Origin of the sequence: Candidatus Villigracilis affinis (assembly GCF_016705895.1) — a bacterium.
GTDB classification, from domain to species: domain Bacteria; phylum Chloroflexota; class Anaerolineae; order Anaerolineales; family Villigracilaceae; genus Villigracilis; species Villigracilis affinis.
The window spans coordinates 37,134-62,488 of record NZ_JADJKT010000008.1 but is presented as its reverse complement, the minus strand read 5'-3'; the positions used below and the strand labels follow the sequence as shown (position 1 = coordinate 62,488).

The following is a 25,355-nucleotide window of genomic DNA, read 5'->3' as shown; positions in this document are numbered from 1 at the left end:
TTTTAATCCTGACAGGGAAGGTTTTCAAAAATGTACTGATATTTTAGTGAAAATGTGCTGACATCTTTGGAAAAATGTGCTGACATTTTTGGAAAGACTTCGAAATGTCTTTGCCAAGACTTATCGAAGTTTTCCGAAGAGACAGTCACCTCACAAGTGACTGTCTCTTGCTTTCTTTCTTGACCTCCGCCAGCGTTTGCTGTTATGGCAAACCGTCCACGAATAACCGACTTCCAATCGTGGACGGTCTTCGTGCGATCTTTACTTCTTTATCGCATTATCCCGCCCAATTCTTTGAACAGGCTTCATGTCCTTGCCAGGGAAAACCCGCCGATAGTCCAATCTTCTGCGCCCAAAGTTGAACAATAGCGCGACAGGCGCGCCTGTGGCTTTCAAATAATTGATGACCTGTGCCAGTTCGTCATTGGTCAGTTGATGACTGAACGCTTTGACTTCTACAACCACTTGCTGATTTGGAAATAAATCCAAGTAGAAGGTCGCGACCCGTTCGCCTTCGAAATCGACAAAGACTTCGTGTTGGCGGTTCGGTTCAATGCCTGCATGGTTGAGTTTGACTTCCATGGCTTTCTCGTACACTTCCTCTTTGAAGCCATGACCAATTTCATTGTGGACTTCCATTGCAAGACCGATCAGTTTGTAGGTTAGGTCATTTCCCGTTGAGTCAACTACAAGGGGCATAGTTTCTCCGTTGATTGGTTTTATTTTGAAAACACCGTCCACGAATACTCGAATATGTCGACTTCCATTCGTGAATTCATTTTCGGATGGATGTTTCTTTCTTCAGCCAAACCGTCCACGAATATCACACGAATGCACGAATGTCCGACTCCCGTTCGTGACTTCACCTACGGACGGTTCTTTCTCCCACAAAACCCGTCCACGAATTTTCACGAATAAACGAATACGCATTCCGTGAACATTTGCGCCCACTTCGTTGCAGCGTTCGTGGTTGGCTTCCTTTCGATCTCCCAGCTCCCTGGCAACCCGTCCACGAATATCACACGAATACTGAATCGCCGACCTCCCATTCGTGATTCGTGGTTGGTCTTATTCGTGGATGGCTCTTTCGATCTCCGCCAGCGTTTCCTGCGCTGACTGCAAATCGGGATGACGCAGGCGCGTGTAAATCTCGACGGCGCGGCGGGACATGGATAAGGCTTCATCCAAATTATGGTTTTGTTTGAGCAGGGCTTTGGCGAGGCGGTGACAATCGCTGGCAATCAACTCCTGCCGCCCGACTTTTTCTGCCAGCGCGAGGGCTTCGCGGGCGAGGGACTCGGCTTCTGCCCACTGCTCGCGGTCGAGGGCGAGTTCTGCCAGGTTGCCTGTGTAAATGGCAATGCCTTCATCGTTTTTGATTATCTTTGCAATGCGCAGGGCTTCGCGGTAGTCGCGCTCGGCGGCGGGGTAGTCTTTGTTGCGTTTTCCGCGCTTGCTAGAAGTTCAGCGCAATGGCGACATCATCGCTTTCGGGGAGATGGAGCGGAAGATTTCCACGCTTCGCGGTAGGCGGCGATGGCGGCGGGGTAATCTTTGTTCAGTTCGTGACCGAGTCCGCGCAGTTGGATGGCAATTGCTTTGTTGCGCGGTGTGCTATCCTGCCAGTGTTCGGCGGCGCGGGCGGCGCACGCCAGCACTTCGGCGGGTTGGTTGCGGAGGTAGTAAACACATCCTACCCGATACGCTCGCCAGCCCGCTTTCTCTTTATCATCAGCGGCGAGGGCGCATTCTTCGGCTTGTTCGGAAAGCCAAAGCCAATCATCCCATTTGCCCGTGAAATTGAAGAAATGTAAAGTTGGTCGCACACCGTTTGCAGGCGGTCATTGTCGCCTGTCAGCAGGCGCGGCAGGGCGGCGGAGATGAAGTCCCATTCGGCGTCCAGCGTGGGGAATTTTTCGTAGTCTTTGCTTCTCCGCCGTATTGCATGGCGAGGGCGTAGGCGCGGTTGGTGAGGGCGTCGCCTGTCTGGGTCACGGCTTCGGGGCGGCGCGTGCGGATGAATTTCGCTGTCAGCGGGGGTAAAAAGTAGGTTTGGGCAGACAGGTCAGAGGTCAGGATGGAGCGGTCGGTCAGGTCTTCCAGCGCGGTCTCGGCGGCGCGTTCGGGCAGGTCGGTCATGTCCGCGATCCACTTGAGTTTGGCGGGCAGGCTGAAATACGTCAGCGCGGCGAGGACTTTCGTCTCGTCGGCGGTGAAGGTCTCCAGCAGGTCGCCGAAGATGTATTCGAGCGGGTCGTTGCCTTTTGGGGCTTTGTCAATGAAGGCGCAGGCTTCGGCGATGGTGCGGCACTGCGAGCCTGCGCGCCCCAACTGCCCCGCGATCCAGCGGATGAAGAGCGGGTTGCCCTGCGTGATCTCGTACAGGTCTTCGCGCTCTTTTTGGGAGGCGCGGGCGAGGCGCGGATATTTGGCGGCGAGTTCGGCGATGAGTTGCAGGGCTTCGTCGCGGGCGAGGCGGTCGAGGCGCACGATGCGCGCGTCCACGTCGGTGCGGCGGCGGGAGGTGACGATGGCTTTGTTGCCTTCGGGCAGGCGCGAGAGGAATTGGAACAGGCGCGTGCGCTCTTCTTCTGGCAGGGTTTCCAAATTGTCGAAGATGATCAGCGCCTTCTTGCCCGCCAGCGCGAGGCGCAGTTCGTTGGGACGCTCATCGGGCGCGAGTTTTTCGAGTCCGTCTGCGCCCAATTCCTTGCCCAGTTCGTCCAGCATGGCGAGGTAGGTCGGGCGGGTGAAGTCGGTCAGTTTGGCTTCGCCTTCGGCGGTCAGTTCGCGCACTTTGGCGGTGATGAAGATTTTGCGCTCGAAGAGTTCCGCTGGCGCGTCATGCGCGGCTTTGATAGCGAGGGCGGTCTTGCCGATGCCGCCAGGTCCGTCAATGAGTGCGCCCCAGGTGCGGGACTCTGGGGAAAGGGCGGAGCGATGATTTTTAGTTCTTTGCACGTCCGAAGAAGTAATGCTTGATTGGGGAGCGTGTTGCCTGGTAGATTGGGAATTGGGAGGTTGGGAATTGCGGAGGAGTAGTGGTAAATGTTGACGATTTGGGCACTTGTGACTTTTTGACATGATTTTGTGTTGAATCTTCTTGTTTGGCTCAACGTCTTTTTTGAATACATCCATCCAGCCCTTGACGCTTGTTCTCAGCCTTGAAGAAATCAAGATGATGAATTCCTGCTGTGCTGAATACTCCGCCATCTTTGGGCGGTTCAAACCGGACGACAATAGCGGTGATAACTCAAGAACGAGACCTAAAATGGGCATTTTGATATGGCACGAGTTTTTGTTGGTGATGGCGTAATCCTTGGGTCGAACCGTCCACGAATTTTCACGAATGCACGAATTCCACCAAGGCTTCGCATCCGTGGTCGCCATTCTTGATTTTGTGATGGTTTTTCATCATGCGCGGCTTTGCGGTGTTCGATCAAGTCAATGTAGGTGGAACTGAGGAAGACTTTCATGGTTTTGTCCCTTGTTTGTCGGAGATCGTCTCTCGCGTGATTCTACAACAGATTGCCCAAGTATAGTTTGTCAAAAAGAAAGAACCCAGAGATGATTACTCTGAGTTCTTGTTAGATATGCCGTGTCGCTCTGAGGGAGCGTTCTTCGCGACCGAAGAGTCTCGCATTTTGGGCGTAGAGATCCTCACCGCACTCCCGAAAGAGCATCGGGACGATGTGGCGCGCGGCGCAAGTGTCGCTTCGCTCAGGATGACGTTTTTGAGACAAGTTCCAGTTTAGAAAGATGCGATGGCTGTTTTCAGATCATCGTACTCTTCGATGTACATATCGAACCCCGTGGTGACAAAAACAGCCTTTGTGTCGGCTGAAAGATTGACCAGTTTCAAGTATGGAGATTTATAGGAGCCGTCGATGATGCCTTGCTTCATCTCGTTTTCGCTCAGGTTGGTGTCGGGATGAATGGCATTTAATTCCTTGAAGATCTGGCTTAGAACACGGAATCCCGCGCTGCTTACATAGGGCGAATGTTCCAGATCGACAAGAATATGACGGGAGCCGTTTTGGATCAGTTCTTCAGCCGTTTTTTGAAACTTGGTAAAGGATGACGAATCAAGATTCCCGTCAATGTGGATGATCGTCACTGGCACGCGGCTGTTTTGGGTAGTTACCTTAATCTCCATGATATTCTCCTTAAAGTAATTTGATTAAGACGATTTTTCATTAGACCTCTTGCGAAAGTTAAGTTTTTACCACGGAGACACTGAGTCACGGAGTTTTTAATTGGTTTTCCTCTGTGTCTTCGTGTCTCAGTGTTTCAAAAGGTTTTTCACACAATTGTATTGTGACTTATGCAAGAAGTCTATTATACATTTTTGAAGATAAATGTTTCTGATTCTTTAGGATGGTACTCTATTGCTCAAGGTGGCGTCCCCGCCGCCGAGGACGGCGGCTTGAGCGGGGAGTCTTGAGTAGGGAGTTTTTTTGTCACTTCTTTTTGCGTGCCTGATATGGATTCACGATGCTTTTCTTTTGATCGCCAGCAAGGTGATGTCGTCGAATTGCTCCGCTTCACCGATGAACTGTTTCAGGTCCACTTCGATTTCGTTCAATAGCTGGGTCGGGCTGGAATGATTCATCAGCAATTCCCGCAGACGCTCATTGCCAAAGAATTCACCGTCGATATTCTGTGTGTCTGGAATGCCGTCGGTGAAGGCCACGAGCAGGTCATCGCTGGCGAGGGTCGTTTCCTTGACGGTGAATTTGGCCTGTGCGATCGCCCCAATGGCGGGACCTGTACGGGTCAATGTGGTGTGAACTTTGCCGTCTTTGCCAACGATCAACGGAGGTTCGTTTCCGCCGTTGATGTAGGAAAGTTTTCCGCTGACAGGGTCGAGGATGCCGATGAATACCGTGGCGAACATGTTGGATTCCTCATGAGTTTCCGCCACGTAATTATTGGTCAGCGAGATCACATGCTGCAGGCGTTCCGCCGGGCTGAGGGATTTTTGTTCCTGCCCCGGGGAGAATTGATCGGAAATGGATGCCGCGTGGATGAGACTGCGGAAGAGGGTCATGAACAATGCCGCGCCGATGCCCTTTCCGCACACGTCCGCTACGAGGAAGGTCAGCGTGCCATCGGGCAGGGTGAAGGCGTCGTAGAAATCGCCTGCCACTTCCTTGGCGGCTTCGAAATACGAGGCGATCTCCCAGCCCGGCACGTCGGGAAGCTGCGCGGGCAGGAATTCCTTTTGAATATCGCGCGCGATGTTCATTTCACGTTCGAGGCTTTTGAGGTAGAGGTCCTGCATGTCGCGCAGGTGTTTCTTTTCAAGGCTCGATTGAATGCGGGCTTTCAACAGCGTCGGCTCGAACGGCTTGGGCAGGTAATCTTCCGCGCCGAGTTGGATTCCCTTGACCACGCTTTGCAGGTCATTGTTGGCTGAGATGACGATGATGGGAATGTTCCGTATGGCGGGGTCGGCCTTCACTTTTTCGAGCACGGAGAAACCATCCATGATGGGCATCATGATATCCAGCAGAACCAGGTCTGGCGATTCGCTGACTATTTTTTCCAGCGCATCCTGTCCGTTGACGGCGGTGGCGGTGATGTAATTCAGGTCTTCGAGTTCCTGTTCGAGGTAGTCCACGTTGAAGGGTTCGTCGTCAACGATCAGAATTTTGGATTGACTGTTCATGATGCTCCAGGGCTTTGGATTATTTATTCACAACGCTTTTGATCTCTTCGACAAGTTTCTCGCCATCGAAGCCTTGCTTGCGCATGACGAAAGCGACGCTTTCCTTCAATCGGGTGGATTCGTCATCGGTCAATTCTTTGGCGCTGATGACGATGATGGGGATGTCTTGCGTTGCGGGGTTGGCGCGCAGCCGTTCGATGACGCCGAAGCCATCGAGACGCGGCATCATGATATCGAGCAGAAGCACATCGGGACGGATCTGGGAGATGGCTTCGAGCCCAGCCACGCCATCTTCGGCGGAGCGCAAGTCAAATTCAGAGGCGGGCAAAATTTGTTGCAGCATGTCTGCAATGTGCGGGTCATCGTCCACAACCAGCACGTGAATGTGGGAACGGTCCACCAGTTTGGTGACGCGGCTGAGGGTGTCGAGTACTTCGCGCGGATTCAGCGGTTTGAGCAGATAGGCGGCTGCACCCAAACGGAAGCCAAGCGCCTTCTTGTCCACGATGGTTAGGAGAATGACTGGAATGTTCGTGGTTCTCTCGTCCACTTTCAGGTCATGCAGCACCTGCCAGCCGTCTTTGTCGGGGATGAGGATATCGAGCAGGATGGCGTCGGGCATGATACGGCGGGCAAGTTGATGGCCTTCAGAGCCATTGCGCGCGCCGATGACTTCGAACTCATCACTGGTGAGCGATTCTTGCAGAAGATAAACCGCATCGGGGTCATCATCAATGACGAGGACGCGTTTTTTAGTGGAGATCTCTTTCCGTGTGGATTTTGATCCTTGTGCAGAATCAGGCTGCAGGTCCGATAGGGAGGCGTTCTTTTCCTCTCCATAATGGATCGGCAGGGTCAATGTGAATGTGGAGCCCTGGCCCGGCGCGCTGACCACCGTCAGGTCGCCGCCCAGCAGACGGGCGAGGCTGCGGCTGATGGAAAGGCCGAGACCTGTGCCGCCATATTGACGGGTTGTGCTGGTGTCTGCCTGTTGGAATTCCTCGAAGATTCGGCTGAGGGCTTCCTCGTTCATGCCGATGCCGCTGTCTTTTACATCCACCATGAATGTGGATTCGGCGTGGCGCACGCTGATGGCGATGCTGCCATCGTGCGTGAATTTGGCGGCATTGCTGAGCAGGTTGAGAATGATCTGCTTGATCTTATCCTGATCGGAGTAGACCAGCGGCAGTTCGATGTCGTTGTTTTTATTAAACAAGATGTGTGGTTTGACCAGCGGCTGGGCGGTGTTGTAGCATTGGTCCACCAGCGTATTGATGTTGAAATTGGCGGCTTGCACATCCATGCGGCCCGCTTCGATCTTGGCGATATCGAGCACGGTGTTGATGAGCCCCAGCAAATGCTCAGCGCTGGAAAGCACCTTGTCGAGATTCTCGGTTTGCTTTTCAGGCAATGCGCCTTCGGCTTTTCTGCGGACGATGCGTGTGAAGCCGATGATGGCGTTGAGCGGAGTGCGCAATTCGTGGCTCATGGTGGCGAGGAAGGCGCTCTTGGCCTGGTTGGCGTTTTCAGCGGCGGCGCGGGCTTCCTGTGCTTCGGCGAAAAGCTGTGAGTTCTGAATGGCGATGACCGCCTGGCGCGCGAGATTGTTGAGGAATTCCAATTCGGATTCTATGAATTCGAGTCCTTTGCCTGTGCGCCAGACCGACATGAGTCCTTTCAATTCATCGTTGGCGAGCAGGGGCACCACGAGCATGTTTTCATCGGGTGTGTTCTCGGTGCCCACAATGGTAACGGCACGCGGATCGTTGTTGGCGTCATTGATGATCTCGCCGACCTTGGATTTGGCGACACCGCCGAGAATGCCCTGCCCGAATTGAATCGTATCGTTGCGAAGTTCGTCGGAATTTTGTCCGATGGCCGCAATGGCGCGGAAGATCTCGCCGTTGCCTTCAGGGAGGAAGAGCGCGCTGAGTTCGCCGTGCAGCAATTCCATCGCGTTTTTGACGATACTCTCCAGCACGGTGGATACTTCAAGGGAGGATGAAATGTCGCGGCCCACTTCGGTGAGTGTGGCCATTTCACGCGCGCGCCTTTGGGTTTCAGCGTGTAATTGCGCGGTGTGGATCGCGGCGCCTGCATTCGCGGCGATGGTGTTCAACAGGCGCAGCGAATCTTCATTGAAGACGCCTTCCTGTTTTGTGTTTTGCACGCTGATCACGCCGATGGTATCCCGCCCGGACTTGATCGGCACGCCCAAATAAGAGCGGGCACGCCTGCCCAGACGGTTGATTCCCATCGCGGAGCTTTGTTCATCGAGGTTTCTATTGAAGAGCAGCGGCTGTCCGTTTTGGATGATACGGCTGGTCATGCCTTCGCCCAATTTGAGGGTCGGGAGGGTATCGCCATATTGATACGGGAATTGGATGGTGTTCGTTTGCGGATCGAGCAGCGCCAGATAGGCGATATCTGCATCGAAGATATCGCGGGTCTGACTCCCGATGAGCTGGATCAGGTTATCGAGTTCAGTTTCAGCCACGATAGCTTGAGTGACCTTGCTGATGGCGCTGAGCTCGGCATTGCGCTGTTGTGTGTCGTTGAGCAGGCGCTGGGTTTCATCAAAGAGGCGCACGTTCTCGATCGCGATCACAGCCTGATCGGCGAAGGTTTTGATCAGCTCGATCTGCTTTTCGGTAAACGGCTGGACCTCCTTGCGGCGAATGGCGATGGCTCCGAGCGGCTTGCCGTCACGCAATAGCGGAGTTGCGAGCGCCGTGCGGTATCCCCAGCGTTTTTGAAGAACGGCGCTGATCGGATAATCCGCCTCGTCTATTTCCGATGCGGCATCGTGAATGTGAATGATCTGCTGGTCGATGATCGAACGCCCGATCAATGAATCGCGATTGAGCGGCAGGAATTCGCCAGCTTCCAGCCCGGGGATCGGGCCGCGATGGGTCCATTCCTTGAGCGCATCGCCTTCAATGCGATAGATGTGAGCGTCGTCTGCGCCGCACACTTTGGCGACGTTGATGGCAATGATCTCCAATAGGGTGCGCAGATCAGGTTGGATGCCGCTCATGGCGCGGAGCACTTCACTGGTTGCGGTCTGTTGTTCGAGAGTCTCAGTGATCTCGCGGTTGCGGTTTTGCACTTCATTGAAGAGACGCGCGTTCTCAAGCGCCACGCCCATATTGGAGGAGAGCGTTTGCAGAAGGCGCACATTGTTTTCGTTGAAGGCATGTTTCTTGAAGCTTTGGACGTCGATCACGCCCATCACCTTCTCGCCGACCATGATGGGCACGCCGAGATAAGACTGCACATCGGCGGTGTCGTCCGGTGCTGTGACATAAGCCTCCGCACCCGCTTCGTTGATCTCCTGGGCGGTATTGAGCTGGAGCGGCTTTCTGGAGCGGATGACCCTTGCAGTCAGTCCGCCTTCCAGTTCCCAGGCAGGTTCCTCTTCGAAATAACGCTCGAAGTAACTGTAGGCGAGGTTGACCGTATTTGATTCAGGGTTATACATCAGAATATCGACAATTTCAGCGTTGAAGATCTCGCGTACCTTGTCGCCGACGTTGTAGGTGAGGGTCTTTGTATCGAGTGTGCTGGTAAGCGCTTCGCCAATGTCGTTGAGGATGGAGAGTTCTGCGGCGCGGTCTTCTGTGATCTGAAGCAGGCGCTGGGTTTCACTGAAGAGACGCGCACTTTCGAGCGATACACCCATGCTCGCCGCCACGGTTTGCAACAAGCGCACCTGCGCATCGCTAAATGCATATTCTTTTTCGTGGTCATGTACGATGATCGTGCCGATAACGCGGTCGTTGCCGATGATGGGCGCATTGACGCTGGATTTGCTGGCTGTTGTGCCTGGTAGTAGCTGAAGCCCCAGTGTTTCGCGTTCGGCAAGCGTATTGCGCACAAAGGGCTGGCGGGTTTTCATGATTCTTTCGAATGTGCCGCCTTTTTGAATCGGTCTGGGCGGAGTGTTCAAACGCCGCCCTTTCTCGTATTCATAGACGTAATGCATGAGCCCGGTTTGCGCATCGTACAGGCGAATGCCCAGGTCTTCGGCGCGCAGAGCTTCGCGCAGTTTGTCGCCGGTCTGCTCCACAATGGCTTGCGTATCTAATTCCGCTGCCAGCCCTTGTTGAATGCTGTTGATCACGGATAGTTCGGTGGCACGATCTTCGGTGATCTTTAAGAGGCGCTGGGTTTCATCAAAGAGGCGCGCGTTTTCAAGCGCCACGCTCATGGCATTAACCACGGTTTGCAGCAGACGTACATCTGAATTGCCGAATGCGTTTTCTTTTTCGTAATTACTGATGCTGACCATGCCCAGCGCTGCGCCGCCCACCACGATGGGCACAGCCATAAAAGACTTTTCCATTTGCGTGCCGGGCACCAGCGTCGAGCCAAACTCTGCCATGCGCTCTGCCAGGTTTTCGTTGATCACAATCGTCTGACGTGTTTCATAGACTTTCTTCGCAAACCCGCGCAGAGGGGAGGGGGGGATTTCCATTCGTTCGCCGTGTTCACGCAGATAGGGGAAGAAGACCTGGTTGGTTTCCGGCGAGAAGATGCGGATATCGATATCGAGGGTATTCATCACTTCGGCTAATTTATCGCCGACCAGATCGTAAATGGCTTGCATCTCCAGTTTGGAGGCGAGCCCTTCCTGCACGCTGTTGATGATGGCAAGCTCGGCGGCGCGGTCTTCGGTGATCTTGAGCAGGCGCTGGGTCTCATCGAAGAGACGGGCGTTTTCAAGCGCAGTTCCCAACGACGCGGCGATGGTGGTTAATAGACGGATTTCAGACTCACCATAGGCGTTCTCGCGTTCATGATCTTCAATGATAATTTGCCCAACGACCTGATCGCTTGTGATGATGGGAATATGTGTGCCTGATTTCGCCATATCTGTCCCAGGAGCAGATGTGACCCCAAAATCGATTTGTTCCTTGATCGTATTGAAAATAATAGGAATTTTCCTTTTCCTAAGTGTATCGAACAATCCGCCCTCTTTTGGGGTTGCCGATGGAACGTGAATCTTTTTACCATGCTCGTATTCGTACATGGGCACAATTACATTATTTGTGCGGTCATACCAGCGAATTCCGATATCGCCCGATTTGAGCACTTCCCGCAACTTATCGCCGACCAGATCCACAATGGCTTGGAAGTCCAACTCGGCGGCGAGTCCCTGCTGAATGGAGTTGATGATCTGCAATTCAGCGACGCGTTCCTGCTCGGCTTCAAAGAGACGCGCGTTCTGAATCGCGACGCCCATGTTGGCGGAGAGGGTTTGCAGGAGGCTCAGGTCATTTTCATTGAAGGCATGTTGTTTATAACTGGTGACCATTGCCACACCCAATACTTGGTCATTGACAATGATTGGCACGAGCATCGACGATTCTGCAACTAAGTCACTACTGCTTTGCTCCATTATTTCAGGAGCCATGTATGAACCATTTGCTCTTTGTTCCAATAACGTGCCCATAAGCAACGGTTTTCGTGACTTAATAACTTTCGATGTCATGCCTATGCCAAGCGGGAAGGGTTCAATGTAATCAACAACACCCTCTTCTTCGTCGTATTCATAATGCACATGGATCATGTTGGTCTGTGTGTTCAGAAGCATGATCGATACGCCTTGAGTATGGAAAATATCGCGGACCTTATCGCCCACGATTCTTGTCACCGTTTTGACATCCAGCGTCTTCGCCATCGCTTCGCCCACGGAGTTGAGGATGGCGAGTTCGTCCACGCGGGCGTTGAGTTCTTCGGTTCGTTCTTCGACCTTGCGCTCGAGTCCTTCCAGCAGACCAGCATTATCCAAAGCGACAGCGCCTTGATTCGCCAACATGCCGAGCATGTCGCGGTCGGTGTCGTCGAAGGAGCCGTAGAGCGAGTCCATATCTACATATAAATATCCGATGACTTGGTTTTGGGCGATGAGCGGGGAAATAATTCGGTTGAGACCAGCCTTCTTAGGGAGAAGCAGTTGAACGGTCCGCGTTTGACGCGCTTGATCTAAATATTTTCCAATGCGCTTGAGCACATCCTGTGGGTCTTCGGCGGTTTCGTAGCCTTTACCTGATTGGTAGGAGGGGAGAGGCAGGATAGATTCGACGACTTCACGCGTAGTGCTGAATTCATTCGGCGTTTTGGTTTGCCGACTAAAGTCGGCACTACGTTCCAAGATCAACATCACGCGCTCGCCGCCGATCAGTTCGGTGGCTTCTTCGACGAGGAAGGTTTGGATCTCGCTGACAGTTTTCAGCGCGTTGAGGCGCAGACCCGTATCCGCGAGGCGCTGGAACGGTTCGCGCAGGTTGGATTCGATGTTGAGATGCGCGAATAATCGTTCCTTTGGTAACTTGCGTTTCGCCCCATCCTTCACCCAGAATTGCAAGATTTTGCGATTGTCTTCGACCTTGTTGAGCGCGTTGCGGCGCAAACCTGCATCGCGGATGTTGGTGATGCCTTCCAGCAAGAAGTCGTAGGCGCGGTCGAGGGCTTCGCGCGCTTCTCGCGTTTTCTTGTTGGCGTTCAGCGCCTGCGCATGCCACCACCAGATATACTGTGAAGCTAGTGGCTTCGGGTCTGGCAAAGTTTTGGGCGCGATGCAGGGCTGTGGCTTTGCTTGTGGCTTTAAGCGCGGCGGCGGGGTCGCCTGCGGCGAGATATTTAGCCGTTGCCAAGTGGTGAGGTTTGTATGCTCCGTGCCCGATCTGTGATTCTCTGGTCAGTTTTCAGCGCAGATTTTTGATGGCGAATGGCAGTCTGGATGTCGCCTGCGGCAAATGCCAGGTCTGCCCGTTGGCTGAAAAGATTTGCTTCCATGATTGGGTCGCCGAGGTCGGGGACGAGCGTTTCAAACTCCTGAAGGTGCAGATGGCGCCCGCCAAGTCACCGAAAGTTGTTTCTGATCCGATGAGACCCATCAGGTCATAGGTCACGCCAGTTTTGCGCCCATGGCGCGATCTATTTCAACCAATTCCCTTTGCAGACGGCGGCCATGCGGGTGCAAACCCAATTCGCCATACGTATTTCCCAAGTTGCCCATGACAGCGCCTTGCCGCTCGACATAGCCCGCGGTTTCAAAAGCGCTCTTTGCATGTTGATAGTGTTGGATTTGTTCGGCGATATCCACATCTGTATTTGCCAACGAAAGCAGGGCATTGCCGATCCCATACGAGTCGCCTGCCTGCCTGCATAATTCCAGCGCGGTCTGCGCGGCGCGGCGCGATTCTTCGCCGCGGTCTGAGCGAAAGAAAACACCTGCTAACACCCAATACCCGCGTCCCGTTCCTGATGTGTCGCCAAGTTCTTGATACAGGGCGAATGGCTTTTTGTGCGGTCTCGACGGCGGCGTCGAGTTGTCTTGCGCGCCATTGCGCTTCGGCAAGGCGGAAGAGGCTTTCGGCGCGTAAAGCGATTTTGATTGACGATTGACGATTTCACCTGCCTTGCCGTGGCGGATTTTGACTGCGGCATTCAAGTCACCCGTCCGCATTTGGACGAGGGCGAGTCTATTCAACGCCTGAACCTTCAAACCTGCAACCTTTGAACCCATCTTCATCATCGCCTTGGCGTCTTTCATGGCGAGGTCGAGTTTGCCGAGGGCGATGTAGGATTCCGCGCGCAGGTCGAGCAGGGACATTTGCTCGGCGGGTCGCATTCGCGTTTTCGGCGCGGCTAATGCCTGTGTCGCTGAATCAATTGCCGACGCGTGTTGACCCGTCCACGCGAGTTGGCGGATGTGGTCAATGGTCTGTCGTCCATCGTCTGCTTTAATTATTTTCTTCGCCATATAAACAAATCCTATTCGCCCAGGTATTTTTTCAGCATCTTGAAAAGCAGATCGTCGTTGACGGGTTTGGTCAGGTAATCGGTGCAGCCCGCATCTTTTGCTTTTTGTTCGTGGCCGTCCATGGCATGGGCAGAGAGGCCGATGATGGGCAGGCTCGGCAGGGTCTTGCGGATGGTGCGTGTGGCTTCGTAGCCATCGAGGATCGGCAGGGAGATATCCATGAGGATCAGGTCGGGGGTGTGTTCAGTGGCCATTGATACGCCTTCGATGCCGTCTCTGGCAACGAGCAAGTTGTAGTCATCTTCGAGAAGCTGGGTGATGAGGTCAATGTTCAATTCGGTATCTTCCACAACAAGAATGGTTTTCATGGATAACTCCTAAAAGTTTAGATTTTCCTGGGTTGATATTGAATGGGCAGGGTAAGCGTGAAAGTGGATCCTTTGCCGAGTTCGCTGATGGCAGTCAATTCGCCGCCCAGCAAGCCTGCGAGGTTGCGGCTGATGGTGAGGCCGAGACCCGTGCCGCCGTATTGGCGGGTGGTGCTGGAATCAGCTTGTTGGAATTCGCCGAACACAAATCCCAGCGCTTCTTCGCTGATGCCGATGCCCGTATCGCTGACCGAGACCTGAAAACTGGGCACGGGAACTTCTGGCGAAACATCCACTTTGTTCACTGCCAGCGTGATCTGTCCTTCGTGTGTGAATTTTGCGGCGTTGCTAAGCAAATTGAGCACGATCTGTTTGATCTTTTCCTGATCCGAGTGGATGAGGGTGAGGCGGTCACTGGTATGCCTGTCGAATTTCACGGTGGGTTTCATTAAGGGCACGGAGAGGTTGAAGCATTGATCAATCAAGGCGTTGATGCTGAAGTTCGCGGCATGCACTTCCATGCGGCCCGCTTCGATCTTGGCGATATCGAGCACAGCGTTGATCAACCCGAGCAGGTGTTCGCCGCTGGTGAGCACTTTGTCCAGATTTTCGGTTTGCTTTTCAGGCAGCACCCCTTCGGATTTTTTGCGCACGATGCGGGTGAAACCGATGATGGCATTGAGCGGGGTGCGCAGTTCATGGCTCATGTTGGCGAGGAAGGCGCTCTTGGCGGCGCTGGCGGCATCGGCGGCGGCGCGGGCCTCCTGCGCCTGTTGATACAGGCGCGCTTTTTCCAATGCCACGCTCATGCTGCTGGCGAGTGTGGTGAGCAGGCGTACATCGGTATTACTAAATGCATTTTCGCGGTCGATATTATCGAGGCCGATCACGCCGCGTACTTCGTCGCCATCCATGATGGGCACGCGCAGCAGGGATTTAGTTGGTTTGGTGCCTGGCAGGGTTTGTGATTTGATTCCAATGGCGGCCAAACGCTCTTTGAAGTTTTCGTTGATCATGATCGGACGTTTGTTTTGGATCAGGAATTGTGAGAGCGGGGGAATCGCCGCATCGGGGATCTCGTGGCGCTGTCCCTGTTCGAGGAGATAGTGATAATGGCGTGTGCCTTTTTTTAGATCAAAAGAGATGATGGAGATGGCCTGCGAATCGAACATACTGCGCAGCTGTTCGCCGATCAATTCATAAATGGCGTTGACATCCAACTGGGATGCCAGCCCCGCCTGCACGCTGTTGAGGATGGCGAGTTCATCCACGCGTGCATGAAGTTCAGCGGTTCTTTCCTGGACCTTGAGCTCGAGTCCCTGTGCCCAATTAACATTGTCCAACGCGACAGCGGCCTGATTCGCCAGCATGCCGAGCATGTCGCGGTCCACTTCGGTGAAGGTGCCGTAGAGCGAATCCATATCGGCGTAGATGTAGCCGATGATCTGGTTCTGCGCGATGAGTGGGGCGATGACTCTGTTCAAAGTGCTGACACTGTCGCTCGCAGGCAGGATCAGTTGTACGGTCCGCGTGAGGCGTGCCTGGGTGAGGTAAGGGTCAATTAAGTTGAGTACATCCTGTGCGTTTTCTCCGCGTGGGAGGATGGATTCAGCCGCTTCGCTTTTTCCATTTTTTTCAAGAATGAACAACACGCGCTCGCCGCCGCTTAATTCTGTGGCTTCTTCTACAATGAAGGTGTACATCTCGGTGGCCGTATGCAGGGCGTTGAGGCGCAAGGCTGTATCGGTCAGGCGCTTGAACGGTTCGCGCGCATTCGACTTGAGGTATTGATGTGCGAATAGATTTTTTCTCGACGGTTTCCGCTTTAAATCTTTGCGTGAGCCGTCGCTGATCCAGAATTGCAGGAGGTCGCGATTCTCCCTGACCTTGTTGAGGTAGTTGCGGCGCAAGCCTTCATCGCGCACGTTGGCAATGGCTTCAAGTAAAAATGCGTGTGCCTGTGCAAGCGCCTTGCGGGCTTCTGATTCTTTGTTATTAGAAAATAACGCCTGTGCATGTGCCCACCAAATTTCGTGGGAGGTGAAACTATCTGGCAGTTTGTAATCCTGGCTGCGGTGGATTTCAGTGGCTTTCGTTGAGGCTTCAAGTGCCGCGACAGGGTCGTTGTTTTTCAGGTGCGCCATGGCGAGGTAGGTGAGATGGACATTTTCATTTCCCAACTCGACTTCGCGGGCGATCTGCGCACCTGCTTGAAAGTAAGGGATGGCTTCCTGCGTTTTTCCTTCTGCCAGCGCCATGAGACCTTGATTCGTGCTGAAACTGGCGGTCATGCGCGGGTCGCCGAAATCGGGCACGAGCTTGCCCATTTCATTCAAATGTTCGCGGGCTGATTCAATGAGTCCCATTCTCAATTCAGTGTCGAATAGATTTTCAGACCAATATGCCATGCCGATTTTTGCGCCCATGCTTCGGTCTATGTCCAGGGCTTTGCGGGTCAGTCGGCGTGCGTGATTATACAGGCCGAGTGCGGCATAGGTGAATCCCAAATTTCCAGTGGCGGCGGATTGACGTTCCAGATATCCCGCTGTTTCAAAGGCCCGAATGGCTTGCTGGTAATGATGGATGCGTTCGGCAATATCCGGGTCAGTGGAGCTTAATCCGTTGAGGGCGTTTCCGATTCCGTATTGATCGTTGACCTGCTGACACAATTCCAGTGCAGTTTGCGCGGCGTGACGTGATTTTTTTGCATGGCCCAAAACGTTATAGGCAGGAGCCATGACCCAACTGGCCCGTCCCGCTCCGGAGAGATCTCCTTGAGCGAGAAAGATCTCCATGGCTTTCTGTGCTGTTGTGATCACCGCCTCGTAATGACTGATGTTTTTATAAGCTTCGCTTAATCGGTAGAGACTCAGTGCAAGCAAGCGTTTATCGTGTACCTCTTCCGAACTTGCGATCTCGACTGCCAAGGTGGCGGTTTTGATGGCATCCTGCACATCACCTGTCTTGATTTGTACAAAAGCTTTGCGGTTGAGCGCCTGTACTTTCAATTCCCCATGATCGGCCTCGGTCATTTCCATCATTAATTCGGCATCTTTGCTGGCAAGGCTAAATGTCCCCTGAGCAAGATAAGACTCGGCGCGCTGGTCGAGCAGGTTCAGTTTATCTTTAAGCGATTGGTTGTCTTTGGCTAATTCCTGTGTGGCGAGTTTGATCGCCTGTGTATGTTGCCCCACCCAGGCGAGGTCATGGATCTGTGAGATTGGAGATGACGGATCGGCAACAAGGAATGTTGGACGATGGCCTTGCAGCCTTTGACCTTCCTTTTTCGCCTGCGCTTTTAGGTCGCTTTTAACGGCCCTGCCTACGGGTGATGCTTTTTTTGCCATGCCCGTTGCTCCTCAGTCCTCTGATTTGATTAAATGGAAGTTTATCGGGCGGTGCACCTTAAGTCAATGGGAGAAGTTCGGCTGGATATATCTGTAATACATCTTTAATTCGATCTTAACCCGCTGACAACCCACGCTTAAGACCATGCTTCTATACTTTGATTATCATGTGGTTGAAAGAACAAGGATTAAGGCTGATGTATATTCTTTTTGTGTTTGCACAATGGATCATCTCGTCGCTGCTTCAACGGCGTGAGCATGCACAATACATGAAATACCTGTTGTTGGATTCTTTGTCGTAATCGTTTTAACTTTTGAATTGAATCATTCTTCACAAACTCGCTATAAAGCGGGCGTTTTTTGTTAACAAATCTGTTGCTTTCTATTTTTCGGGGAGTATAATGGGCGAAATCAATTCCGCACCACCTCTGCAAGTTATCCCATTTTCCAAGGATTTGCATGTGACAACCATATTTTTTGCGACAGATATACACGGTTCGGATATTTGCTGGAGCAAGTTTCTTAATGCGGGGAAATTTTACGGCGCCGACAAACTGGTACTTGGCGGCGATATGACGGGCAAGGCGGTTATCCCGTTTGTGCATCAGGGCGGCAAAAATTACCGCATCACTTTGCTGGAACAGGTGTTTGATACAACAAATGAAGAAGAGCTTGCGGATATGACCAAACGTGTCCGCAGCCGCGGCTACTATCCATACATGACCAACCCCGACGAGATCGCGGAACTGGAAAAGGATCCCGAACGAGTCAGCAGGATCTTTTTGCAGGAAGTGCTCAAGGTCGTGCAGCAATGGATGGATCTCGCCGATAAAAAGCTGGACGGCACGGACATGAAAGTCTACTGCTCGCCGGGCAACGATGATATGGATGAAGTGGACGAGATTATTCGTTCGAGCAAGCGGGTGATGCTGGTCGAAGGACTGGTCTCCCAGTTGGACGACAATCACGAGATGATCGCTTCAGGCTGGAGCAATATCACACCCTGGAAGACGCACCGTGAAGAGAACGAGGACCAGCTTGCAGTCAGGTATGAGGCGATGTACTCACAGCTCAAGAATCCGCGCAACTCCATCTTCAATATCCATGTGCCTCCTCACAAATCAGGTTTGGATGAAGCGCCGGAGTTGGACGCGGATTTGAGACCGGTGCTGGCAGGCAATTCGATGATCCCCGTCGGGTCAACCGCCCTGCGAAAGGCGATCGAAAAAGTGCAGCCACTGTTGAGTCTGCATGGTCACATTCACGAAGGCCGCGGCGCGACAAGGATCGGCAAGACGCTTTGTATTAACCCGGGTTCCATGTATGAGCAGGGAACCCTGCTTGGCACCATTGTAAAGTTAGGAAAGAACACGATCGATAATTACGTTTTGACAACAGGTTAGGTTACATGTAGGGATGCACCGCTGCGTCCCTGCTGAAAATATCATAAAGAGGAGAGAGTTATGAGCAACTTGTTTGTCCGTAAGGCGACTGGCATGGTACGTTCGTGGTCAGTCTTCGACGCATTTATTTATGCGTTCTTTTCCATCAATATCGTGACATTGGGGTTCTATAGCTTCAGCCAGATGTATTTCTTCAGTGGCGGCATGATCAACGCGCTCATCGTGAGTGCCGTATTTTTGATCTTCGAGATCATCGTATATGCCTCCCTGATTTCCGTAATGCCCCGTTCCGGCGGTGATTACGTCTGGATGACCCGCATATTTGGCGGAGGCGTTGGTTTCATCCTCGCCATTACAGGTTGGTGGTTCACGTTGTGGTTGTGGACCCCGGTGTATGGTGACATGTTCCGACAGGTTGTGATGGTGCCCATTCTCGGTGTATTTGGATTGAAGGATGCCGCCGTTTGGTTTGCGGGCACAGGCACGCCTTTATTTGTCAGCACCTTGATTGCGCTTGGCTTTGTCGCACTCGTGATCATGCTCGGTATGAAAACCTATGCGCGGATTCAAAAATTTTCCTTCTATGCCGGTATGCTTGGACTGCTGATCGTGATCGTCCTGCTTTTCACCGGTTCCCCCGATGCCTTCAAGGCTGGCTACGAAAAGAATGCAACTGCTTTGTTTGGCGCTCAGGCCGGTGCGTATGATGCCACTGTTCAAGCGGGTACAGAGGCCGGCGCTGCAACACCCTTAACCGGCGGAACCTTTAAGCTGGTTCTCCTCACGCTTCCGTGGCTTGTATTCTTTAACTTGTGGCCGAATTGGGGCGCAACCCTCTATGGTGAAGTCCGCGGCGCAACGGATTACAAACGCAACTTCTCCGGTATGGCTTGGGCTCTCGGCGCTGTGACTACGCTTGGAATTGTCTTCTTTCTCGGCGTAGCCAGAACCATTGGGTGGGATTTTTATATGCAATCCAACGGTGCCTGGTGGAATTCCGTATGGTATGGAGCTACAGTGCCTTTGCCTGTATGGCCCTACCCTGCCTTGCTTGCGCTTTTCCTGACCAGCAATCGCCTCATTCAGATCGTTGTCGTTGTTTTGATGAGCTTCTGGTGGTTTGGTTGGGCTGGCACATTGTTCCTTTCTTCCACACGCGTGATCTTTGCTGCGGCTTTTGACCGCTTGCTGCCTGAGAAGGTCGCCGAATTGAATGACAAAGGCACCCCGGTCAACGCCATGTTGTTGATGGTGGTGCCCGCCTTGCTTGTGTCATATCTATATGCCTTCAACGTGGGCGGCTTTTACTCCATCACCCTGGCTGCCACGCAGGGCATTGCCTTCATGTATTTCGGCACAGCCATCGCAGCGATTGTTCTTCCATATAAGAAGAAGGAACTCTTCGAAGCCTCTCCGATTGCCCAGATGAAAGTGTTCGGCATTCCGCTCATCACGGTCGCGGGTGTAATCTTCGCCAGCTTCCTCGGCTTCCTGCTCGTGGAATGGTTGTTCGATCCCTGGCTCAATACGGGCGGTGAAGGCGGCGGGTTGTATGGCATTAGTTTCAAGAATACGAATTCCATCATATTCCTTGTGACCTGTTATGCATTGTCCGCGGCCATTTATTATGGCTTCAAATCCTACCGCAAAAAAGGCGGCATCGATATGGATAAGGTCCAGACCGAAATTCCTGTTGAATAAATAAACTCCAATGGGTGACAGTTATCTTGTGAGAGATAACTGTCACCTTTTTCATTTCCCACGGGAGTGCGTTTTATGCCAGTAATAGACGAAGTGGTTTCCAAAATAGAGGATTGGAGCGGGAGGGATGTTTCGATCGAACATCTTTCAGGCGGGCTGACCAACACCAACTACAAAGTCCATGTGGATGGTCAGCCATTCTTTATCCGCGTGCCGGGCGAAGGTACCGAGCTCCTGGCCATTGACCGCAAAAACGAATATCACAACAGCAGGGCTGCGGCGCAGGCGGGAGTCGCGCCAAAGATTTTGCATCACTTCCCTGAACACAGCGTGATGGTTCTTGAATTCCTGAACGGCAAGACCATGTCGAAGGATGCCTTAAATGGAAAGGGTATGCCGACGCGCATGGCTCAATCCATCAAGAGACTCCACTCTGGCGAACGCTTCTTGACGGACTTCAATATGTTTCGCCTTACGGAATATTATCTGCGCCTATGCAAAGAACGCGACATCAAGATCCCCGATGGATATTCCGCCAGATTGGACACGGTCGCACAGATCGAAAAGGCCATGTCGGTCAATCCACTGGCGACTGTCCCATGCAATAACGACCTGCTTGCAGAAAACTACATCGACGATGGCGAGCAGCTCTGGTTGATCGATTATGAATACAGCGGCAATAACGACCCGACCTTTGAACTTGGCAATACCTGCCAGGAAATGCAATTCAATGACGAACAAATCATGGAAGTTTGCGCTGCGTATTTTGGAGATGCGACCCCCGAGCTGATCGCGCGCATGAAATTGAACATGATCATGTCTGATGTGGGTTGGGGATTGTGGGCCGCCATTCAACAGAAGATCTCCACCATTGAGTTTGATTTTTGGGGCTGGGCGCTGGAGCGTTGGGGCAGAGCCGAGGAGAAAATGGCCTCGGCTGATTTTGGGGTTTGGATGAAGGATGTAAGGCAGTGAAAAGGTGAACACGTAGACACACGGGTACGGAAACATGTATACTTATTTACCTGTATTCATGTTTACATTTTTCCCAAAGGATAGAATCACTTGGACATCATACAAGAAATGCATCGCCTTATCGATGCGGCGAACGCAAAAAATATTCAACTACGCGCCATTGGCGGGCTGGCGGTGCAGGCGCATAACAAAAAAAATCACCCTCTGTTCCTCAGGGAATTTGCCGATCTTGATTTTGTGGTTGCCAAAAAACAGCGCCGTGAATTCGAGGCGTTCATGCCTGAGGTGGGCTATGCTCCTCACAGGCAGTTCAATGTGTTGAATGGGGACCAGCGTCAGATCTACTATCACAATGAATCCGAGATGAAGATCGATATTTTTGTCGGTGATTTTATGATGTGTCATAAGATTCCGCTCGAAAATCGTTTGAAGGCCGACCCCATCACCATTCCACTTGCGGAGTTGTTGTTGTCGAAGGCGCAGATCGTGCACCTCAACCGCAAGGATGCGCTGGATATTGCCTCCCTGCTTTTGAACACTGAAGTCGGCATGGGTGATGATGAAGTGATCAATTTGAGTGTCATCGCTGCCTTGTGCGGCAGTGACTGGGGATTGTATAAAACCACATCCATCAATTTGGAGCGGGTCAAGGAAGTGGTTTCTGGGGATGATGTCGCACTCAATTCTGACGAACGGGCATTGATTGTTGCGCGCGTTGATCGGGTGCTGGATACATTTAATGGAATGCAGAAGTCCCTTGCCTGGCAAATGCGCGATAAAGTGGGTACGCGCGTACGTTGGTATGAGGAGGTGGAGGAGGTGGCGCGGTGAAAAAACGTCTGCGGCTTTTCCTTGCTCTTGCTATTCTTGCCTTGTCGATTTCGTTCCTGGCTTGGGGATATTTGCCTAACTCGCGCGAAACGCGTATTCAAGTCATCGCGCCGACGGAAATGCAGCTTCCATGATGAAAAATGTCCCTCGCTCATTTTATTTGTTGATCATCTTCCCTGTGTTGACGGTCTTTTTCCTGTCTCTGGCCTGTGCTGGGACGAGTGCACAACCTTCCTCTGGAGCATCGGGTAAACCGACCCCATCGGCTCCCAGCCCGACAGAATCCGCTGACAGTGAGTCTGCTCAATCTCCTGCGATCCCTGAAACCCGCCGACTCACATTGGAATTCCCGCCCAAGATGCGCGCAGGCGTGGAAGGGGATATTGTCCGCCTGACCTTGGAAGTGGACGATCTGGGGAATATCACACCGACGGCGCAGTTCGAGGGGAACGTGATCACGGGCGAAGTCATTGAAATCCCTGACCTGTATGAAACGCATAATGTCACAGCCGAAGCACGGCTTGATATCGCTGGCATGCAGATCCAGCCCTCGGGTGCGATCTATGAGCCGCTGAAACGTGGGCAATCTGCAACGTTCTTTTGGAGCATCCGCCCGCAGGAGACAGGCATCTACCGTGGTACGGTCTGGCTGCACTTGAACTTTGCGGAGATCTCAACGGGAGAACAAAGCCGAATTGCCGTATCCGCTCAGACGGTCGAAATAGAAGCGGTGGATTTTTTCGGGCTATCGGTCAATGTGGCGAGGACCTCCGGGGTAATTGGGTCCATCATCGGCGGAATTGTCGGGTTCCCGTTTTTAGAGGATATTTTCAAGTTTTTTTTGAAGTTTCGGAGAAAAAAGCAACCGTCATAGGCCAAATAAATATATGACGAAAATCACCTAAAATATTGACATGCAGTTATAGGGGCGATTTGTTCTATATGGTACAATTTCCAAAATTACAAGATTTTTTGCTATGGAGCGTACAGATGAATGAATGGCTTTACGTTGGATTGTTTTTTATTGTTGGTTTGATCATTCCCGTGGGTGCAATTGGCGTCGGCTGGCTTTTAGGACCCAAGAAGCCCAATCCCATTAAACAATCAACTTATGAGTGCGGCATTGAACCTGTCGGCGAGGGCTGGGTGCAGTTCAAGGCTCAATATTACATTTTTGCGCTGGTCTTCCTCGTCTTTGATGTAGAAGCCGTTTTTCTTTTCCCCTGGGCTGTAAAGTTGAACCAGTTGGGATTGTTTGCCGTTGTTGAAGGTATCATTTTCATTCTCATCCTTGTTGCAGGCCTGGTATATACCTGGCGCAAAGGGATGTTGGAGTGGGCGTAGTTTCCTAATACATTGTAGAGAAGGCTGATTGGATTTTTCCTTTCAGCCTTTTCTTTGTGTAATGCAGGTAAATTTTCGTAGAGCGAACTGGCACTTCGCTCTACAGATTTACAGGAGTGACTTATGAATTTTTGGAATGACCCTCTAAAAGTTGCCGCGGACTGGCTGACAGGTATTTTTGTCGGCTGGGGCATGAACGATGTGTTCGCACAGGTTCTCGTCGCCTTCCTCGGCATATTGATGCTCATCACCATTCTGATGGTGGTGGATATTTTCCTTGTGTGGATCGAACGCAAGGTGGTGGCGCGTTTTCAGGATCGCATCGGCCCGAATCGTCTTGGACCGTTCGGCCTGATCCAGCCATTTGCAGACATCATCAAGCTGATGATCAAGGAAGACACCACGCCCGATGGCGCCGACAAGGTTGTGTACAACCTTGCGCCGATGCTCTCGATGATGTCGGTGTTGATCCTGTGGGCGGTGGTGCCGCTTGCGCCTGTGATGCTCGGCGTGGATCTGAATGCGGGCGCGTTGTTCATCATCGCGGCTGGTTCGATCGGAACGCTTTCGATCATCATGGCGGGCTGGTCGTCAAACAACAAGTTCTCGGTCATCGGCGCATTTCGCCAGGTGGCTGTGATGGTTTCGTTTGAGATCCCGATGCTGGCAACCCTGCTCATCCCGACGATCTTTGCGGGTTCAATGGGTATGAATGCGATCATTCAAAGCCAGGATATTTGGTTCGTTCTGCTTTCGCCGCTGGCGGCGTTGATCTTTTTGATTGCGGCCATTGCGGAATTGGGACGTGCACCGTTCGACCTTGCTGAAGGCGAATCGGAACTGGTCTCTGGTTACAACATCGAATATTCTGGCATGAAGTTCGGCATGTTCTATGCAGGCGAACTTTTGCATGCCTTTACGTTCGGTGGTTTCTGGGCAATTTTCTTCTTTGGCGGGTATCGCTTCTTTGGTCTGGAAAAGGTCAGTCCCTTCCTTGCGATCGCGATCATCCTGTTCAAGGCGCTTGTCGGTTACTGGGTCATCATGTGGGTCAAATACACAGTGATGCGTATCCGTATCGATCAGATGCTGGCATTCAACTGGAAATTCCTCACCCCCGTTGCTTTTGTGCTGGTGATGGTGACCGCCCTGATGAACGCGCTTCTGCGCGACGCTTCGAGCTGGCTCTTCATCACAGGCATGCTCCTCTCGAATGTCATTGTCGCGTGGATTTCGCTGGAGTTTGTCCGCTCGGCGAGCAAAAAGGAGCGCGAACGGGTTGAAGGTGTAAAACAGGTGGTGGAGGCTCACCACTAAATCCTTCGCACTGAGCGTAGTTGACAAACCCTTTGGTGAACTGCGGGCAAATCCTTCGACTACGGGCTTAAAAAAACAAGGCCCTCCGCTCAGGACGAAACAGGAGATCTTATGACAGCAGAACAAATCATTTTTCTAATTGTTGCAGGTGTCACCCTGGCATCAGCTTTGCTGGTGGTGACCACGCGAAACCTCGTCCATGCGGCGTTGTGGCTGGTGGCTACGCTCTTTGGCGTGGCGATCATTTACACCATTCTCAACGCGGGTTTCATCGCAGTGGTGCAGGTGGTTGTATACATCGGCGCGATCGCCATTCTCTTCATCTTTGCGGTCATGTTGACCCGCAGGGAATTGCGCGACAATACTCCGCAATTGAACAGGAATTGGTGGTCGGGCGCGCTCGTGGCTGTGTTGACCTTTGTGGGTCTCGCCTTTTTGCTTCAGGGTTGGAGCGGCTTCTCGAAAACCGCAGCAGCCATCCCGTCAGGTTTTGATGCGGTGGCCGAGTTGGGCAATCAACTCGTCTCACCCGAAGCTTACGTCCTGCCGTTTGAAGTCGCATCCGTTCTTCTTCTCGCGGCGATGGTGGGCGCAGTTTATGTCGCGTTCACACGCAAATAGGAGGCT

General features: G+C 52.5%; 21 protein-coding genes. 10 read left to right on the top strand and 11 right to left on the bottom strand.

What is annotated here, in order from left to right; genetic code table 11:
- Window positions 1-261: 261 nt before the first annotated feature.
- From IPI86_RS05775 to IPI86_RS05760, 4 genes are all read right to left on the bottom strand, one after another.
- The gene (locus IPI86_RS05775; protein ID WP_345297044.1) at window positions 262-699 is read right to left on the bottom strand and encodes a GxxExxY protein; all 438 of its coding nucleotides are present in this window, start codon (window positions 697-699) and stop codon (window positions 262-264) included.
- 369 nt (window positions 700-1,068) lie between these two features.
- Window positions 1,069-1,245 carry a hypothetical protein gene (locus IPI86_RS05770; protein ID WP_345297043.1) on the bottom strand — a complete coding sequence of 59 codons (177 nt, stop codon included), beginning with the start codon at window positions 1,243-1,245 and terminating at the stop codon, window positions 1,069-1,071.
- A gap of 236 nt (window positions 1,246-1,481) precedes the next feature.
- Complete coding sequence (locus tag IPI86_RS05765; protein WP_345297042.1) at window positions 1,482-1,826, bottom strand: hypothetical protein; 345 nt, start codon at window positions 1,824-1,826, stop codon at window positions 1,482-1,484.
- A gap of 28 nt (window positions 1,827-1,854) precedes the next feature.
- Window positions 1,855-2,961, bottom strand: coding sequence for an NB-ARC domain-containing protein (locus IPI86_RS05760; protein ID WP_345297041.1), 1,107 nt, complete (start codon window positions 2,959-2,961; stop codon window positions 1,855-1,857).
- A 632-nt stretch (window positions 2,962-3,593) separates the two neighbouring features.
- On the opposite strand from IPI86_RS05760, the gene IPI86_RS05755 reads away from it, so the two are divergent.
- Window positions 3,594-3,755: a hypothetical protein gene (locus IPI86_RS05755; protein ID WP_345297040.1), complete on the top strand. Its 162-nt coding sequence runs from the start codon at window positions 3,594-3,596 to the stop codon at window positions 3,753-3,755.
- Here IPI86_RS05755 and IPI86_RS05750 read toward each other — a convergent pair.
- The 7 genes from IPI86_RS05750 to IPI86_RS05720 form a co-directional block, all read right to left on the bottom strand.
- Entirely contained in the window at window positions 3,752-4,156 is a 405-nt protein-coding gene (locus IPI86_RS05750; protein WP_345297039.1) for an STAS domain-containing protein, read from the bottom strand. The two genes, IPI86_RS05755 and IPI86_RS05750, sit on opposite strands and share 4 nt — an antisense overlap.
- A 333-nt stretch (window positions 4,157-4,489) precedes the next feature.
- Window positions 4,490-5,671: a SpoIIE family protein phosphatase gene (locus tag IPI86_RS05745; protein ID WP_345297038.1), complete on the bottom strand. Its 1,182-nt coding sequence runs from the start codon at window positions 5,669-5,671 to the stop codon at window positions 4,490-4,492.
- A gap of 19 nt (window positions 5,672-5,690) precedes the next feature.
- On the bottom strand, window positions 5,691-12,239 hold the full coding sequence (locus tag IPI86_RS05740; protein ID WP_345297037.1) for a GAF domain-containing protein: 6,549 nt from the start codon (window positions 12,237-12,239) through the stop codon (window positions 5,691-5,693).
- Between the two features lie 77 nt (window positions 12,240-12,316).
- On the bottom strand, window positions 12,317-12,472 hold the full coding sequence (locus IPI86_RS05735; RefSeq protein WP_345297036.1) for a hypothetical protein: 156 nt from the start codon (window positions 12,470-12,472) through the stop codon (window positions 12,317-12,319).
- 112 nt (window positions 12,473-12,584) lie between these two features.
- On the bottom strand, window positions 12,585-13,442 hold the full coding sequence (locus tag IPI86_RS05730; RefSeq protein WP_345297035.1) for a hypothetical protein: 858 nt from the start codon (window positions 13,440-13,442) through the stop codon (window positions 12,585-12,587).
- 11 nt (window positions 13,443-13,453) lie between these two features.
- Complete coding sequence (locus tag IPI86_RS05725; RefSeq protein ID WP_345297034.1) at window positions 13,454-13,810, bottom strand: response regulator; 357 nt, start codon at window positions 13,808-13,810, stop codon at window positions 13,454-13,456.
- 17 nt (window positions 13,811-13,827) lie between these two features.
- Window positions 13,828-17,157 (bottom strand): ATP-binding protein, encoded by a 3,330-nt coding sequence (locus tag IPI86_RS05720; RefSeq protein WP_345297033.1) that lies wholly within the window; start codon window positions 17,155-17,157, stop codon window positions 13,828-13,830.
- A gap of 461 nt (window positions 17,158-17,618) precedes the next feature.
- Here IPI86_RS05720 and IPI86_RS05715 point away from each other — a divergent pair, with 461 nt between their 5' ends.
- The 9 genes from IPI86_RS05715 to IPI86_RS05675 all read left to right on the top strand — a co-directional run bounded on the left by IPI86_RS05715 (window position 17,619) and on the right by IPI86_RS05675 (window position 25,349).
- Window positions 17,619-18,560 carry a metallophosphoesterase gene (locus IPI86_RS05715; RefSeq protein ID WP_345297032.1) on the top strand — a complete coding sequence of 314 codons (942 nt, stop codon included), beginning with the start codon at window positions 17,619-17,621 and terminating at the stop codon, window positions 18,558-18,560.
- 60 nt (window positions 18,561-18,620) lie between these two features.
- Complete coding sequence (locus IPI86_RS05710; protein ID WP_345297031.1) at window positions 18,621-20,261, top strand: APC family permease; 1,641 nt, start codon at window positions 18,621-18,623, stop codon at window positions 20,259-20,261.
- A gap of 75 nt (window positions 20,262-20,336) precedes the next feature.
- Window positions 20,337-21,236: a choline/ethanolamine kinase family protein gene (locus IPI86_RS05705; RefSeq protein ID WP_345297030.1), complete on the top strand. Its 900-nt coding sequence runs from the start codon at window positions 20,337-20,339 to the stop codon at window positions 21,234-21,236.
- Between the two features lie 90 nt (window positions 21,237-21,326).
- Window positions 21,327-22,067 carry a nucleotidyltransferase family protein gene (locus tag IPI86_RS05700; RefSeq protein WP_345297029.1) on the top strand — a complete coding sequence of 247 codons (741 nt, stop codon included), beginning with the start codon at window positions 21,327-21,329 and terminating at the stop codon, window positions 22,065-22,067.
- Complete coding sequence (locus IPI86_RS05695; protein WP_345297028.1) at window positions 22,064-22,201, top strand: hypothetical protein; 138 nt, start codon at window positions 22,064-22,066, stop codon at window positions 22,199-22,201. Before IPI86_RS05700 ends, IPI86_RS05695 begins: the two co-directional genes overlap by 4 nt.
- On the top strand, window positions 22,198-22,941 hold the full coding sequence (locus IPI86_RS05690) for a hypothetical protein (RefSeq protein WP_345297027.1): 744 nt from the start codon (window positions 22,198-22,200) through the stop codon (window positions 22,939-22,941). Before IPI86_RS05695 ends, IPI86_RS05690 begins: the two co-directional genes overlap by 4 nt.
- Window positions 22,942-23,057: 116 nt before the next feature.
- Window positions 23,058-23,411, top strand: a complete 354-nt coding sequence (gene ndhC, locus IPI86_RS05685) for an NADH-quinone oxidoreductase subunit A (protein WP_345297026.1) — start codon at window positions 23,058-23,060, stop codon at window positions 23,409-23,411.
- A gap of 123 nt (window positions 23,412-23,534) precedes the next feature.
- Window positions 23,535-24,728: a complex I subunit 1 family protein gene (locus IPI86_RS05680; protein ID WP_345297025.1), complete on the top strand. Its 1,194-nt coding sequence runs from the start codon at window positions 23,535-23,537 to the stop codon at window positions 24,726-24,728.
- A 111-nt stretch (window positions 24,729-24,839) separates the two neighbouring features.
- A complete protein-coding gene (locus IPI86_RS05675; protein WP_345297024.1) occupies window positions 24,840-25,349 on the top strand; it encodes an NADH-quinone oxidoreductase subunit J in 510 nt (169 codons plus the stop codon).
- Window positions 25,350-25,355 lie beyond the last annotated feature (6 nt).